At 68.4% G+C, this 14,238-nt stretch carries 13 protein-coding genes and 2 pseudogenes; 7 read left to right on the top strand and 8 right to left on the bottom strand.

Going from position 1 to position 14,238, the window contains the following annotated elements:
- Window positions 1–21 precede the first annotated feature (21 nt).
- The gene (locus tag ACNTMW_RS25175; RefSeq protein WP_426636261.1) at window positions 22–279 is read right to left on the bottom strand and encodes a hypothetical protein; all 258 of its coding nucleotides are present in this window, start codon (window positions 277–279) and stop codon (window positions 22–24) included.
- Window positions 280–281: 2 nt separating this feature from the next.
- Window positions 282–530, bottom strand: a complete 249-nt coding sequence (locus ACNTMW_RS25170; RefSeq protein WP_426636260.1) for a hypothetical protein — start codon at window positions 528–530, stop codon at window positions 282–284.
- Window positions 531–714: 184 nt separating this feature from the next.
- Between ACNTMW_RS25170 and ACNTMW_RS25165 the strand changes: the two genes are divergently transcribed.
- Entirely contained in the window at window positions 715–951 is a 237-nt protein-coding gene (locus ACNTMW_RS25165; RefSeq protein ID WP_426636355.1) for a winged helix-turn-helix domain-containing protein, read from the top strand.
- A 209-nt stretch (window positions 952–1,160) separates the two neighbouring features.
- On the opposite strand, the gene ACNTMW_RS25160 is transcribed toward ACNTMW_RS25165, so the two are convergent.
- From ACNTMW_RS25160 to ACNTMW_RS25145, 4 genes and pseudogenes are all read right to left on the bottom strand, one after another.
- A complete protein-coding gene (locus tag ACNTMW_RS25160; protein WP_426636258.1) occupies window positions 1,161–4,370 on the bottom strand; it encodes an NACHT domain-containing protein in 3,210 nt (1,069 codons plus the stop codon).
- A 142-nt stretch (window positions 4,371–4,512) separates the two neighbouring features.
- Window positions 4,513–5,551 (bottom strand): annotated as a pseudogene (locus tag ACNTMW_RS25155) (IS630 family transposase).
- A gap of 124 nt (window positions 5,552–5,675) precedes the next feature.
- Window positions 5,676–6,143, bottom strand: coding sequence for an NUDIX domain-containing protein (locus ACNTMW_RS25150; RefSeq protein ID WP_426636256.1), 468 nt, complete (start codon window positions 6,141–6,143; stop codon window positions 5,676–5,678).
- Window positions 6,144–6,177: 34 nt separating this feature from the next.
- Window positions 6,178–7,539, bottom strand: a complete 1,362-nt coding sequence (locus ACNTMW_RS25145; RefSeq protein WP_426636255.1) for an NsdA family TPR-like regulatory protein — start codon at window positions 7,537–7,539, stop codon at window positions 6,178–6,180.
- 278 nt (window positions 7,540–7,817) lie between these two features.
- On the opposite strand from ACNTMW_RS25145, the gene ACNTMW_RS25140 reads away from it, so the two are divergent.
- From ACNTMW_RS25140 to ACNTMW_RS25115, 6 genes are all read left to right on the top strand, one after another.
- Window positions 7,818–8,075 carry a hypothetical protein gene (locus tag ACNTMW_RS25140; RefSeq protein WP_426636254.1) on the top strand — a complete coding sequence of 86 codons (258 nt, stop codon included), beginning with the start codon at window positions 7,818–7,820 and terminating at the stop codon, window positions 8,073–8,075.
- A gap of 295 nt (window positions 8,076–8,370) precedes the next feature.
- Complete coding sequence (locus ACNTMW_RS25135; protein ID WP_426636253.1) at window positions 8,371–9,525, top strand: FAD-dependent oxidoreductase; 1,155 nt, start codon at window positions 8,371–8,373, stop codon at window positions 9,523–9,525.
- 13 nt (window positions 9,526–9,538) lie between these two features.
- The gene (locus ACNTMW_RS25130) at window positions 9,539–10,978 is read left to right on the top strand and encodes an SDR family NAD(P)-dependent oxidoreductase (protein ID WP_426636252.1); all 1,440 of its coding nucleotides are present in this window, start codon (window positions 9,539–9,541) and stop codon (window positions 10,976–10,978) included.
- 153 nt (window positions 10,979–11,131) lie between these two features.
- Window positions 11,132–11,668 carry a GNAT family N-acetyltransferase gene (locus ACNTMW_RS25125; protein WP_426636251.1) on the top strand — a complete coding sequence of 179 codons (537 nt, stop codon included), beginning with the start codon at window positions 11,132–11,134 and terminating at the stop codon, window positions 11,666–11,668.
- On the top strand, window positions 11,665–11,988 hold the full coding sequence (gene cutA, locus ACNTMW_RS25120) for a divalent-cation tolerance protein CutA (RefSeq protein WP_426636250.1): 324 nt from the start codon (window positions 11,665–11,667) through the stop codon (window positions 11,986–11,988). The genes ACNTMW_RS25125 and cutA overlap by 4 nt, the downstream gene beginning before the upstream one ends.
- Before the next feature lie 389 nt (window positions 11,989–12,377).
- A complete protein-coding gene (locus tag ACNTMW_RS25115) occupies window positions 12,378–13,082 on the top strand; it encodes an ALF repeat-containing protein (protein ID WP_426636249.1) in 705 nt (234 codons plus the stop codon).
- A 93-nt stretch (window positions 13,083–13,175) separates the two neighbouring features.
- Here the strand turns inward: ACNTMW_RS25115 and ACNTMW_RS25110 are convergent.
- Window positions 13,176–13,415, bottom strand: a pseudogene (locus ACNTMW_RS25110) (contact-dependent growth inhibition system immunity protein); the annotation flags it as partial.
- Between the two features lie 113 nt (window positions 13,416–13,528).
- Window positions 13,529–13,813: a hypothetical protein gene (locus ACNTMW_RS25105; protein WP_426636247.1), complete on the bottom strand. Its 285-nt coding sequence runs from the start codon at window positions 13,811–13,813 to the stop codon at window positions 13,529–13,531.
- Window positions 13,814–14,238 lie beyond the last annotated feature (425 nt).

Genomic DNA, 14,238 nt, shown 5'->3' with positions numbered 1-14,238 from the left:
CTCGGCCCTGGCTAGCGATCCTCATGGGTGCGGCCGGCGTTGTTCGTCAGAGGTGACATACGGACGGACCAACTGAGCTTCCTGGACAAGATCGTCCAGGCAGGTCAGGTAGTGGGACCTCATTTGCTGCCAGTGGCGGCGCGCGTCACACGGGTGGACTCGCCCGCACCGGCACAGTCCGCAGCCGTCGAGTACGTGGTCGGCGAGCATCGCCTCGGCGTAGGCGACCTGAGCCCTGGCGTACTCGGCGAAAGCCTGCGACAGGTAGACGCTGGCCACGGTCACTCCCCCACCGCACGTGGGGCGCACGACGGCAGACACGCGGTCCGCATGCCGTCCTGGGCGAGTTGAGCCGGCCGGCACGGATGCAGGTAGTGCCCGCGCTGGCAGGCTCCGACGAGGCAGAACCGGTCCGCGCTGGCCTCATGCGCCTCCCACAGCGCTCGCGCGAGCCGCCACATCAGTTCGTGTCGGCACTCGGCGGGCGGGTCGAGCGGTGGATCAGTCGGGTCGTACGGCAGTCCCGTCATGCGATCCCCTCGTTCGATTACCGCAGCTGGTAGAGGCGTGGATGCCCGAACGCGAGGACCCGTCCGGACATCCACGCCGACGAGTGCGACCCGACAGCGCCAACCGAAGGGATCGACCTCGTAAGGCAACCTCCCATGGGTAGCGTTGGGTAGTCAAGGGCTCGGCGTAGGTGGTCTACTCGTGATGCCAACCGAGGGGAACACCGTGCCGCCGCGTTACCGCTACGAACAGATCGCTGACGACCTTGCTGCGCGCATCTCGTCCGGAGAGTTTCCGCCCGGCTCCAAGCTGCCCAGCCGGCGCGAACTGATCGAGCACTACGGCGTTACCGAACCGGTGATCGACCGTGCCATGCAAGTACTACGGATCAAGGGGATGACGGAGACGCTGCCCGGCGTGGGAGTGTTCGTCGCCGAGTAGGCAGATCGCCCGACGGACTCTTTGACCCCCAGGCAACCATCACGGTCGCTTGACCTGCGGCTTTCAGGGGATTGAGCTGCCGGAACAGTCCACTAACGTCCGTGGCCGTTCGCCGATGTTCGTCCCCGTCGTCACTCAGCTAGTCACCCAACCCACCGCCATTGGACGTCCCCCTTCACTGACTGCTGATCGGCAAGCCGGCCCGGTGTCTAATCCCGCGCCTGACCGAGTTGCCGCCTGAGTTGGGACTGAAGGCCCGTGGTGGCGTTCAACAACGGCTGAAGTTGTTTCCGTGCGACGTCATCATGACCGTCAGACTCGGCCGCTATCGCCAACATTGTGGTACTGGCGATCAGCCGGGAAAGGCCACCTAGCACATCGAGTCGTTCGGAAGGTGTGAAGATTTTGAAGATCCACGCGCGTCTCCCCCCTCCCTCCAACATTGCCCGGAGCAGCAGGATTTCCTTGAAGTGAGGGGGCAGCTGAGATTGCATCATTGTAATCAAATTCTCTGTCCGGGCGATATCCGACGACTCCTGCCCCAGAAGCAGATGCTGGAGAAATGTGGCGTCCGTCAGGCCGACGTACTCGTCCGCCCAGCTCACGTCGCCCGCCTCGCGCACATACGGCGCGAGCGCGTAGAGGTACTCCCGGGCGTCAATCGACGTCTGCACGAATGCCGATCGCCGCAATACACGGCCGAACCGCGTGTCGTGCGGCACCACAAGATCGAAGTTCTGCTGACGAGCCGATGTCACATGGGAGATTGGGTCGTCGGGCGGCCATGGCAGGGAACGGTGCAGCGAGACGTCCGAACCGTCCTCCAAGGCAACCTGGAGGAGGTCGCCTGTCTCGTCACTCCAGGAGACCCGGAAGGTCTGCCAGATTCTCTGCCGATCCTCGGGCTCAAGCTGGCTGTGCCACAGCAGGGCCTGTTGCCGCCATGCCGCCGCAGCCGGCTCACCGACCAACTCACCCGCGTTGACGGGGCCGTTGGAGAGCGCAACCGCAAACCACACCAGGGTAGCCGTGAACGTTGCCTGCCGTGCCGCGAACGGTCTCCGGTGCGGCTGATACTCCTGATGCGACCACGTGGTCTGAGGAAAGGCAGCCTTGGGCAGCAGGTCTAGGACGAGGTCGCGGCATCGGTTGCGCTCATCGGCCGGTAGCCGGGCAAGCAACCCCTGGCAGAAGTCCTGGACTGGGGTGCGCCGCATGACGGTGACGAACGAGGCGATGGCGTAGAAGTAGCCCGCGTCATAGCTGAGCTGGTCGCGCCTGAGCTGATGCTCACGCTCGGCCGCCAGGTCGACCAACGCGTCGACGAACGCCTGCGCAGCCAGAAACTCGCCGAACGTCGCGTGGAGGAACTCGAAGCTCTTCTCGGGGTCGCCAGTGTCCCGGACCGCCCGGGACTCGTGGATGAAGAAGAAGCGTCCGACGAGGAGCTGCCCAGCGGTCAACGCCCGACTCGGACCGCCGGACGAGGCGACTGTGAAGTCGCCTGGTCGGAGCAGGTGCGGCAGGTCGAGGTCCAGTTCCGCCTCGGTGATCACGTCGCCAGCGCGGTTGAGCATCGCTACTGCGGCGGCACTGAGCCGGCGCAGCTCCGCGTCCATGGCGGCGCGGCGCTGCTGCACGGATTGCCATAGTGCGTGCTTGTCGACTTCGCGACCAGCGAAGTCGTCGAACAGCCGCTCGTACAACTCGACCCGCCCGAGGCCAGTGCCGGCGCACTGCAAGGCGTTGTCGCCGGCGTCATAGAGCGCGAGCAGCAGCAGGAGCAATGGCTGCGTGGCGATCTCCCGATGACGAAGAACGGTCACGGCGTCCAACGGCCGCAGCCCTCGCGCGGCCAGACCGGCCTCATTGGCGCGGTTCCAAACGCCCAACCAGGTATGCACCTGCCGCTCGTCGAACGGCTCCAGCCGTACGACAGCCGTCCCATGCGGAAATCGGGCGCGATCGGCGACCACCGTGCGGCTCGTCAAGACCACGGCCACTTGTCGGCCGAGTTCGGCCTCCCGCAGTTGGAAAGCCTGTACCTGCTCAAGGTAGTCGGCCCGGTTCATCCCGGTGGCCTGCAACAGCTCGTCGAAGCCGTCGAGGAAGATCACCGGTAGTGCGTCGCCGGCATGCCGGACGAGCTCGGGCCAGCTGATCCGCTCCCCGACCTCCTGATAGAGCGCCTCTTCGACCTGCACCTGGACCGGAGCGTCCGCTGGGACGTTGCGCAACTCCACGCGTACCGCAAGGAAGTCGGCAGTGGGCAGGCGCGCGCTGAGGATGCGGGTGAGCAGAGATTTGCCCGAGCCGGGCTGGCCGAGCACGATCAGTGGAGTGGTTACCGCTTCGGCGCTGGTCAACCACCCGACGATGAACTGTTGGAGGTCATCGAAGAGTGGCTTGTCCCGCCACCACGTCTCCGTGGCGGGCAGGTCGGCCCGCTCGGCCGTCGCGATCCGGCCGCGCGGATTGACATAGCCATCCTCGAGCGTCGGCAGGTTGACGTGGGTCGGCGACCCGGACGTCGCCAGGATCTGCCGGTCGAGGTGGGCGCGGTAGCGAGCGGCGAGTCCGGCGCGGGTGGCCTTGACCGGGGTGTCGTTGGCCAACCGGGCGAGCAGTGCGTCGATGCCACGCATGCCGGTGTCCAGCATCGCCAATCGGTCGAGGACATCCGCGATCGAGGTGCGCACGATGTCCCGCGTGGCGCCGTGATCGATGCCCACCGCCCACATGGCGAACTCGGGCACCTGCGCCATCAACGCGCGGTATCCGTCGACGTAGCGCCGGACAGCTGCTGGCGGGACGTCCTCGTGGATCGCCGAAGGGAGGCCGGGCGACCAACGTGCGACGGGCCGCAGGTCGTCGTCGACGGGCTGCAGCTCATTGACGAACGCCACGGTCCGGTGGAGCAGGTTTGCATAGTCGGTCTGAAGCTCGGCACACACCGTCTCGAAGGGTCGGTACGAGGTCGGCATGGGTAGTTCGCTGTCCACCAGGGCGGCCACCATTTTGGTGTAGGACTCCCCCGGCCATTCTCCGGCTGTGATGGCCACCTGTTCTGTCTGGTTCAGGTTGAGCATTCGCAGCACGTTGGGCGATCTCCGTTCGAGGTACTCGTCGAAGGTCTCGAAGAACGACGTGACCACAAGAACGGCATGGGCGGCGGTGAGCCGCTCGGTCCGGTCGAATCGGCGGAGACCGCGGATCCGATCACCAAGGTCGGCACCGACGTGGCGGCCCCACTTCACGAACTCGTCACGAGAGGCGAAGAAGTCGAGCGCGCCGGCCGTGACGAGGGTGCCGCCGGTTGCCACGGCTGCAGCGACTCGGCCGATCATCGTGGCGATGGGACTCTGCTTGCTGTCGAGAATCTGCACGGCGTCCGCGTACGTCAACCGGCGAGTGCGCATCGCCACACGGTAATGGAACAGGCGCCCGCCGACGTAGGCGTGCCCGCCAATCGGCTGTCGCCGTGACGGATAGCCGTCAAGTCTGTTGCACATTCGACTTTTTGCACGATCATTTGGCGTCCCGAAGGCCGGGTCCTCCTAGCTAAGCGGCTGGCCGGAAGTCTTGTCCGTAACCGTCGGGCAGCCAGGGTGAGCTCCAGGGCGCGGCGGTGATCAGCATCTGATCGGGGGTGCGGTGCGGAAGTAGGCGTGGCCTGGCGGATGCGGTCGGCCATGGTGGCTGGGGCGGTGTTGGCGATCCAGGTCTTGAGCGCGGCCCAGATGCGCTCGACGGGGTTGTCCTGTGGGCTGTAGCGGGCGCCTTGGAGTAGCAGCAGGCGGGGGTGGGCGGCCAGCCACCGTTGCGTGATGCCGCTGTGGTGGATGGTGGCGTTGCCGCAGATCACGGCGATGATCGGCGCGTCGGGGTAGGCGGCCAGCAGCGTGGACAGGAACTGGCAGAACACCGCGGAGACGGCCTTGCGGGAGATCAGGTAGTGGAAGCGGCCGGTGGTCAGGTTGATCGCGCCGAACAGGCTGCGCCGGCGGTTGCTGCCCGGGGTGGGCACCTGATGCCGGCGTCCGCGCAGGGTCCAGCAGGCGCGGATGCGAGCGAGCAGGTCGAGGTGGGTTTCGTCTTCGGCGAGCACGACCGACCCGGCCGGTAGCGCGGTGATCTGGGTGCGGATCGCGGCGCAGATGGTGTCGTGGTCGGGGTCGCCCTTGGCGATCAGCCTCGGCCGTCGCCAGGCCGCTTGTTCGCGGATGCGGCGGTAGCAGGTACGCAGGCTGATTGCCGGGTATCCGAGGGCGCGCCAGATCCGTGGCGTGGTCCACGCCTTGGGCTAGGCCAGCAGTCGACGGATGCGCTCGCCGATGCGCGGGCTGCCCAGGCGCGGTCGGCCGCTGCGGGGTCGGTCGGCCAGCCCGGCCAGGCCCTCGGCGTGGTGGCGGGTGATCCAGCGGCGCACGGTGGCCGGGTCGTAGTGCAGCAGCGCGCCGATCTCGGTGGCGGTCATGCCGGTCGCTGACAGCAGCACCATCACCGCCCGGGTGGCGGTGCGCCACTGGTGGTGCAGCGCGTGCAGGAGTTGGTCGTAGTCGTCGTCGGACAGGTTGGCGTACACGTGCGCCGGGCGCATACTGGCCGTGGCCTCGTCGGGATGCAGTTGGTGTGTGGTAACCCAATGCAAACCCCGGCGAGGTCTTCACGTTGGTAGCCGCCTCAACCTGGGCGAGTTACGGACATAACTTCCGGCAAGCTGCTTAGTCCACGTGTGGTGCCCGGTTGGTCAGGTAGTCGTCGATCTGCCGGCGCATGGTCGGGTGGATATCCAACTTCCCCAGGTGGTCCGGGTGGACCCAGGCCGCCTCGCTGGCCTCGTCGTTGGCTGCTGGGGTGCCGCTGACCGGGCGGGCCAGCAGCGTGACCTCGTACTCCTGGCGGACCTCGCCGTCGGTGTAGGCGACGATGTGGCCGGGGTCGGAGTAGATGCCGACCAGGCCGGTGATCTCAACCAGGACGCCGGTCTCCTCAAGCGTCTCCCGGATCGCGCACTGACTTGGCGTCTCACCCAATTCCTGCTTACCCATCGGCAGCGCCCACTGGCCGGTGTCGCGCCGGCGTTGCAGCAGGATCTCGCCGCGCTCATTGACGGCCAGGGTGCCGCAGGCGGGGACGAGGGTGTTGGGTTTCGGGGCGTTCGGGTCGTTGAGGTACTCGGTGCGTCCCATGGTCGGCGCTCCGTCGCAAATGGGCGCGGCTGGGCTAAGCCGCCAATCCGAGCAGTTCTCCGGCGCGGGCGTTGAACCGCTGTACCTCTTCCACATCGGCGTAGGGACGGAGCCGCCGCTGGAGGTCGCGGACCGTTTCTATGCACCGGGACGAGTTCACCGAGGCCGCCAGTTCAACGACCTCCAGGCTCCTGGTTGCGGCCCCCTCCACGTTCCGGCGCTCCAGGTCCCCGATCGCAAGCGCGGCATGGCTGAGCGCACCCCGCCGTGCGCGCCCCTGCTTGCGGGCACCCTCAGTGGACTCGCCCGCGAACCGCTCGATCTGCGATGCATCACCCAGATCCCGGAAGCAGTGCGCCGCTTCGCCGAACAGGTACGAAACATCGATGAACCGCGCCCAGACCGGCTCGTTCTCGTGATCGACGCGGGCGAAGACCCGCTCGGCCTCGGCAACCGCTACGGCTGCGGCCCTCGCCTCGCCGAGTGCGGCGAGCGCGCGACCTTCGAGGATGTGAAGGTCGGCCAGGCAGGCCGGTGAGTCAGTCTCGGCGATGCCACGTCGTCCAGCACGAGCGAGCATGAGCGCCTCGTGCGGGTGGCCCAACAGGTTCGCCTGGTCGGACATGCCGGCCAGGACGTGGGCGCCGAGGGCCGCGTTGTCGGACGCCTGGGCCAGGCGCAGAGACTGGATCAAGTACCGCTGCGCGAGGCCGTGTTCACCGTCGTCGTAGGCCATCCAACCGACCAGGTACGCCTGTTCCGCCGCCGCTTCATAGAGGGCGCGCTGGACACGCTCCTCGTGATCGCGCTTCAGCAACGGGAAGACGTAGCTGTTCATGTATTCGACGAGAGCGGTTCGCGCGTGTCCGCCGCCCCGCATCACGTCCATCTCCTGGAAGAGCGCGAACATGTCCCGGATGCCGGCCACCTGCCTCATGCCCACCTGCCGGGGTCCACGCTCGGTCGTGGTCCCGTCCAGTGTGGCGAGCAGCCAGTCGCGACTCGGTGTGCCAAGCGCCGCGAGCACGAACGGCGCTTTGATGATGCTTCGACGCTTCATGTCAGCTCTCCCGAGGTCGATGATCGTGTCGATCGTCGTTCGTGGGCTCTCCGGGTACTCCAATCCGCGTGCTGCGAGAGTTTCTTCCTCTGTCATACCGAAGTCTGAGGGGCTGATGCGGCGTCCGAGCTTCTCCGACAGGGCTCTGGCGATCAGCGTGGGTACCGGGGACCGTGGTCGTTCCCCTCGCTTCACCCAGCGGTGGACGGACGTGTAGTCGTACCTGAACGCAAACCCGTCGTTGGCACCGAGGTGGTTCACGCGCCGCGCGAGCCCGGCCCACGAGAAGCCGGCTTGGAGAATCAGAACAGCGAGGGCGTCGTTCGGCTCGTTCACTTCCGCCTCCTCCCCTACCAGGGCGTTATCGACGTTACCGGCGGCCCCACGCGCCCGGGTACCTCGCGGGCGCTTTCACATGGGGTTTCACATGGTCCTGAGTTCGCTGTTGGTGAGGTCTCCTGAGAGCACGGTGTCCCCGGTGCCGTTCTGATCGACAGGCGGTAGCGGGTGACGTGGGGCGGCGGGCTGGAGATCAGCACCAGCCCACCCACCGCGATCTACGGCGATGACAGCTCGCCGCCCCCTCCAACGGCATGACCACAGAAGGGACGACCATGCGAGTGGAGTTCGACCGGGAGAACCCGCCGGCTCAACCCCCTCGGGGTGCCGACCCGCTGCTGTGGCGCCTGAGCTATCAGGTCTGGACCGATCATCGCCCCGCCGTGGACCGGTTCTGCCAGGCGGGCGCCTGCCGGGACGTCTTCCGCCCGTGGCCGTGTCCTCCCCGCCGGCTCGCTATGGTCGGCCTGCTCGCCGCCGCCGGCAGCCGCGCCCCCTGGGCGAGCCTCAACCGCGCCGGCCACTTCCAGTGACAGTGCAGCCGGCGACGACGCAGCCGATGCCGACGCTGGTGACGATGCGGCGCAGTCGGCAGGCGGCTCCCGGAAGCCGGGTGCCGCTGCCCCTACCGCGCGATACGGCGCTCTGCCTGGCCTGCGCCTGGGCGGCCGTGGGCGACGACGTCCGCGCCGACGCCCGGACCCATACCAGCCAGACCCGCCACCCCACGATTGCCACGATCCCCCGGCCCCTTGAACACAGTTCACGGGCGATCGAGCGAGTGGAACGGGCACCTCCGACCAGCCTCCGATGTAGATAATGACCGAGGTGAGTACCCGTAGCGCGATCATCGTGGGCGGCGGCATCGGTGGCCTCAGCGCGGCGCTGGCCCTCCATCGCACCGGCTGGCGGGTCACGGTACTGGAACGCGCCCCCGAACTCCGGGAGGTCGGCGCCGGCCTCACCCTGATGGCCAACGCGCTGCGGGGACTGGACGCGCTGGGCCTGGCCGACGCGGTACAGGCCCGGGGGCGCGCGGAGGCGCCGGGGGGCATCCGTACCTCGACCGGCCGCTGGCTGTCCCGGGTTGACGGGGCCGCGATGACCCGCCTGCTGGGGACCACCGCGCTCGGCATCCACCGGGCGACCCTGCACGGGATTCTGCACGACGCCCTGCCGCCGTCGGCGCTGCTCACCGGTGCCGAGGTGGTGGACGTCGGCCCGGATCCGGTCGTGCATTACCTGCATCGCGGTGAACGCAGCACCGCGCGGGCAGACCTGGTGGTCGGCGCCGACGGGCTGAACAGCGTGGTGCGGTCCACGTTGTGGCCCGACGCGCCACCGCCGGTGTACAGCGGCTCGACGGCGTGGCGCGCGGTCACCCGGTGGGATGGTCCGCTGCCCACGGCGATCAGCTGGGGTCCGGGCGCGGAGTTCGGGATGGTGCCGATCGGCGATCACGACGTGTACTGGTTCGGCGCGGTCAACGCGCCACCCGGCGAGCGTGCCTCCGACGAGTTGGCGGAGGTCCGTAGCCGGTTCGGGACCTGGCACGAGCCGATCCCGGCGCTGTTGGCCGCCACCCCGGCGGGCGCCGTGCTGCGCAACGACATCTACCACCTCGGTACGCCCCTGCCCACGTACGTGAAGGGCCGGGTCGTGCTGCTGGGCGACGCCGCACACGCGATGACCCCGAACCTGGGCCAGGGCGCGTGCCAGGCGATCGAGGACGCGGTGGTCCTGGGCTCGGCCTGCGCCGGCGACCCGGACCTGGACGCCGCGTTGAGCAGCTACGACCGGCAGCGCCGGCCGCGCACACAACAGATCGCCCGGGCGTCGCTCCGGATCGGCCGGTCCGGGCAGCAACTGCGCAACCCGCTCGGGGTCGCGCTGCGCAACGCGGTGATGCGCCTCACCCCGCCACGGGCGGCGCTGCGCTCGATGGCGCGCTACGCGGACTGGCACCCGCCCGCTGGTCGTTGAGTACAGTTCCCCGGTGACATCGCACGACGGTATCGACCCGGCGAGGCTGGACATCTGCCTCGCCGTCCTCGCTGAGCTGGACGACCTGCCGACCGACCACCCCGACGTCGACCGGGTGCGGCGCGCGACGGCGCGCCTGTACAAGGGCGTCAAGCAGCGCAAACGCCGGGAGCGGCGGGCCGCGATCACCGCGCATGACGAGGCGGTGACCAACGCCACGGCGACCGGCGCGCCCGGCCGCATCGACGACGAGACCCAGGGCATCCCGCTCAAGGTCACCACGACCGCCGCGACGGTCGGTACGCTGCGCCGGGCCCGCTCCTGCTACATCTGCAAGGCGCGTTACACCGAGGTGGACGCGTTCTACCACCAGCTCTGCCCGCCGTGCGCGGCGCTCAACCGCAGTCGCCGGGACGCGCGGACCGACCTGACCGGCCGCCGCGCGCTGCTCACCGGCGGACGGGCCAAGATCGGCATGTATATCGCGCTGCGGCTGCTGCGCGACGGCGCGCACACGACGATCACCACCCGGTTCCCGAACGACGCGGTGCGCCGGTTCACCGCCATGCCGGACAGCGGCGACTGGCTGCACCGGCTGAAGATCGTCGGACTCGACCTGCGCGACCCGGCCCAGGTGGTCGCGCTCGCCGACGCGGTCGCCGCCGACGGCCCGCTGGACATCCTGATCAACAACGCCGCCCAGACGGTACGGCGCAGCCCCGGCGCGTACTCCCACCTGGTCTCCGCCGAGTCCGCGCCGCTGCCGGCCGGCCCGCTGCCGGAACTGGTCACCTTCGGTCACGCCGGGGTCGACACCCCGGTGGCGGCGCTGACCGGCCCGGCGCCGGACGCGCCCGCCATCACCCCGCACGCGCTGACCGCCCTCGCCCTGACCAGCCGGTCGGCCACCCCCGACCGGATCGCCGCCAACACCGCGATCGACGCTGGCGGCCTGGTGCCGGACCTCACGCCGGAGAACAGCTGGAGCCAGCGGGTGCACGAGATTGACCCGATCGAGCTGCTCGAAGTGCAGCTGTGCAACTCGACCGCCCCGTTCATCCTGATCAGCCGGCTGCGCCCGGTGATGGCCGCGGCGGCGGCCCGGCGCAGGTACATCGTGAACGTGTCCGCGATGGAGGGCGTGTTCAGCCGCGGGTACAAGGGCGCCGGCCACCCGCACACCAACATGGCGAAGGCGGCGCTGAACATGCTGACCCGGACCAGCGCGCAGGACATGTACGCCGACGGCATCCTGATGACCAGCGTGGACACCGGGTGGATCACCGACGAGCGGCCGCACCCGACGAAGATGCGGCTGGCCGACGCGGGCTTCCACGCGCCGCTGGACCTCGTCGACGGCGCCGCCCGGGTGTACGACCCGATCGTGCGCGGCGAGGCCGGCGAGGACCTGTACGGCTGCTTCCTGAAGGACTACGCCCGCGCCGCCTGGTGACGCCCGCCGCGGACGGCGCTCTCCGGCACCGGCCGAGCCGGTACGCGCCGTCCCGCGTCCGCGGCAAATGCCCGCGCGGCGGCGCCGCGCCGACCGTTAGGCTCGCCGGCATGGACGTCCGGATCGACCGTGCCCGGATACCCGGAGAAGCTCATGCCTGAGCTGGTCGCCCCCACCACCGCCGTACGCCGGTCCTTCCTTGCCGCCCTGGCGGAGTTCCGGGCCGAGGGCCGGCTCGGCGCCGCCGACCGCACGATGCTCGCCTGGAACGCACCCGGCACCGACGAGCCGGACGAGTTCGCCCGCTACGTCGCCGCGCTCCGCGCGCTCGCGCTACCGGACGGGCCGCGCCCCGACGGCTGGGTACCGTGCACCGAACTCTGGTACGTCGACGGCGCCGATTGGCTGGGTCGCATCGGCATCCGGCACGCGCTCACGCCGGCGCTGGAGGAGATCGGCGGGCACATCGGGTACGACGTGCGGCCGTCGGTGCGCCGTCGCGGCCACGCGACGGCGATGCTCCGCGCGGGGCTGACCGTCGCCCGCGGCCTCGGCATCGAGTCGGCCCTGCTCACCTGCGACCGCGACAACGTCGCCTCGCGTACCGTCATCGAGCACGCCGGCGGGGTGTTGGAGGACCGGCGCGGCGACACGCTCCGCTTCCGGGTACCGACGAAGGGATCGACGTGACCGGGTACTGCCAGGTGTCGACCACGATCGACTCCGCCGAGGGGGCGGCCGAGCTGGCCCGGTCGGCGGTCGAGGCGCGGGTGGCGGCGTGCGGGCAGGTCGTCGGCCCGATCAGCAGCGTGTACCGGTGGGAGGGGAAAGTCGAGACCGCCCAGGAGTGGCTGGTGCTGTTCAAGACCACGGCCGAGCGGGTCGACGCGCTGGTCGCGCACGTCCAGGGATGCCACCCGTACGACGTACCGGAGATCATCAGTACGCCGGTCACGGCCGGGAATCCGGCGTACCTGGACTGGATCGGCGAGGAGACCCGACCGCGCTGACCCGTTCCCGTGCTGAGAGTTCCCAACAGAATGATCTAGGTGGTGGGTCTTTCATCCCTTGTGGAGGGACCTGAGCGGCGACCGCTCGTCGTACAGGCACCGGGCGGCGTCGCCGACGCCGCTCTTCACCGCCTCCGGCAGCGCCCGGCCGAAGCGGGACCGCCAGTAGGCGACGGATTCGCCACCCCTCGGCCCGGGCGGACCAGCGCACGAAAGGCGAGGCGCAACTGCGTGGTCTGCTTCCGGACGGGCGGCAGACGTCGATACAGCCGATGGCAGAAGGCGGTCCCGCTCATTGCGCAGTCCAGGACGTCATCCCCTTCTTGCTTTTCCGCCCATTGACGGTAATATATCGATGTTTTGACCTGCAGCGGGGAGGAAGAAACCACATGCGATGGGAAATTCCGGCCGGCGTCCTCATGGCGCTGGCCTTTCTGATTCCGGCGGCACCGGCGGTGGCTCAAACCGAATCGCCCGGACTGAACGAGTCCTGCCAAACGGTCGAGCGAAAAGCGTACAAGGATATCCGCGAGCTTGTCACCATCGACCTGGATACCGCCACCGATGTAGAGGTGCGGGTGTTGGCCAGCCAGATCCTGGCCGCGGCAAACGCCGACTCGTTGCCCGTTTTGCCTGGCGCCATACAGGAGCGGCTGAACGGCACCGCGGATGATCTGCGCGCATTCCTCAAGACGAGCGTGCAGAACGCCTGGTCAGTGGCCCTGCGGATCACGGTGGTCCGGACGTTGACGAGCGCCGGCGCCAACGTGAAGGCGGCCGCGCAACAGGCACTCGACGACGGGGCCATCGATGCCTACCTGGCTTACCTGAACAACGGCCTGTACGTCGCACGTGCGCTTGACTGCGCGTCTCAGCCCACACCGACACCGAGCGCCACGCCCAGCGCCACGACGACCGTTGCACCGACCCCTGATTCCTCCGCCAACCCGGGCGCCCCCGGCGGCAAGGGCGGCGGGCTGCCCGTGACCGGTACCGAAACCGCGACCGTGGCCGGCATTGGCGGTGGGCTTCTGCTCCTCGGCGGCGCGTGCTACCTGATCGGACGCCGACGCCGTACCCGTTTCTCGGCATAGCTCACTCGACGCGCCCGGCTCGATACTTCGTCGGGCCGGGCGCGCCGTGCACTTGCCGACGATCCGCACCATCCGATGCGCCCACTCCAGGTAGCCGACGCCGTACAGTGGCGGGACGTACGACGACCGCCCGTCGATTGACCACGCCTGCGTGAATGTCCCTTCCGGATCGGAGCCGCGCAGCAGCTCGTCCAACTCCTGCCGTAGTTCGGCCACCGTCCCCGGCGATTCGTGCGCGCAGAAACTGTGAAGCACCCCCTCAGGAGAGGGGGCTATCACGTGGAAATCCTGGCGATAGTACGCGTGCGCCAAATATACGACCGTCTCATACATGTCATTGAAATAAGATAATTTCCACAAATGTGGAAGCCTCGGGCATGGTCACGTCCTTGGCAAGGGTCGGATGTCCGGGAGTTGAGATCCCTCCCGGACAGGTACGCGGCGATTCATCCTGGGCCACCGACAGGTCGCACCCGGACTATGAGGGGAGACAGAAGTTCCTCCAGTTCCTCGTCCGTCATCCAGCCATGCGGTCCCAGCCCTGACCATGATTCGGCTTCGCGGATGGCAACCAGTGGGATCTCAAAGGCCAGAAACAGGCAGCGCGTGAACTGGAAGACACTTGCGTCCGGCCCTAGGACGTCCCGTAGCCAGGCAGCTATCTCGACGGCCGATTTGCCCTGCGTAGCCTGCCTTTTCAGCTCAGCAACGATCGAATCGGTGTCGCTCATCGTGTGAACATTACCGGGGCACGCGTGTACTCGCGTGCTGATGCGCCTGCGCAATGACGGAGCCCACCTGTACGCCAGCCTGTCGACGATGCCGTTCCCCTCTTCTGGCTTTTTGCGATCGACAAGTTCGGCGTCCTGCCCGCGACCTGATCCCACCACGGCATACCGAGGTTGATGCCGAAAGGTGCGGGCCCTTGTTCACGCAGGGCAGACCAGGAAACGTCGACCGCTCTCCTTGATCCGGTAGCGGTACAGCCAGTCCTGTCGGCAACACGGGCAGGCGGTTCTTCCCGTCAGAGTGAGCTGATTTCAACCTCGCTGGCGTGGTCCCCACCAGGGCAGGATGGGTGGCAGGTCGGTGAGGAGCCGGGCTGGCCGTTTGGGCTCGGGCGATTCGCCGTCGTCGCCGTCCCAGCGGCGTCCGT

The organism is Planosporangium spinosum (assembly GCF_049999945.1).
Classification (GTDB): domain Bacteria; phylum Actinomycetota; class Actinomycetes; order Mycobacteriales; family Micromonosporaceae; genus Planosporangium; species Planosporangium spinosum.
The sequence above is the reverse complement of the archived record's forward strand: the minus strand, read 5'-3'. Positions and strand labels throughout refer to the sequence as shown.

Bases quoted from the DNA above. Each gene is read 5' to 3' on its own strand.
- ACNTMW_RS25140 (WP_426636254.1), top strand. From the start codon at position 7,818: ATGCGAGTGGAGTTCGACCGGGAGAACCCGCCGGCTCAACCCCCTCGG.
- ACNTMW_RS25160 (WP_426636258.1), bottom strand. From the start codon at position 4,370: ATGCGCACTCGCCGGTTGACGTACGCGGACGCCGTGCAGATTCTCGAC.
- ACNTMW_RS25125 (WP_426636251.1), top strand. From the start codon at position 11,132: ATGCCTGAGCTGGTCGCCCCCACCACCGCCGTACGCCGGTCCTTCCTT.
- ACNTMW_RS25165 (WP_426636355.1), top strand. From the start codon at position 715: ATGCCAACCGAGGGGAACACCGTGCCGCCGCGTTACCGCTACGAACAG.
- ACNTMW_RS25115 (WP_426636249.1), top strand. From the start codon at position 12,378: ATGCGATGGGAAATTCCGGCCGGCGTCCTCATGGCGCTGGCCTTTCTG.
- ACNTMW_RS25150 (WP_426636256.1), bottom strand. From the start codon at position 6,143: ATGGGACGCACCGAGTACCTCAACGACCCGAACGCCCCGAAACCCAAC.
- ACNTMW_RS25170 (WP_426636260.1), bottom strand. From the start codon at position 530: ATGACGGGACTGCCGTACGACCCGACTGATCCACCGCTCGACCCGCCC.
- ACNTMW_RS25105 (WP_426636247.1), bottom strand. From the start codon at position 13,813: ATGAGCGACACCGATTCGATCGTTGCTGAGCTGAAAAGGCAGGCTACG.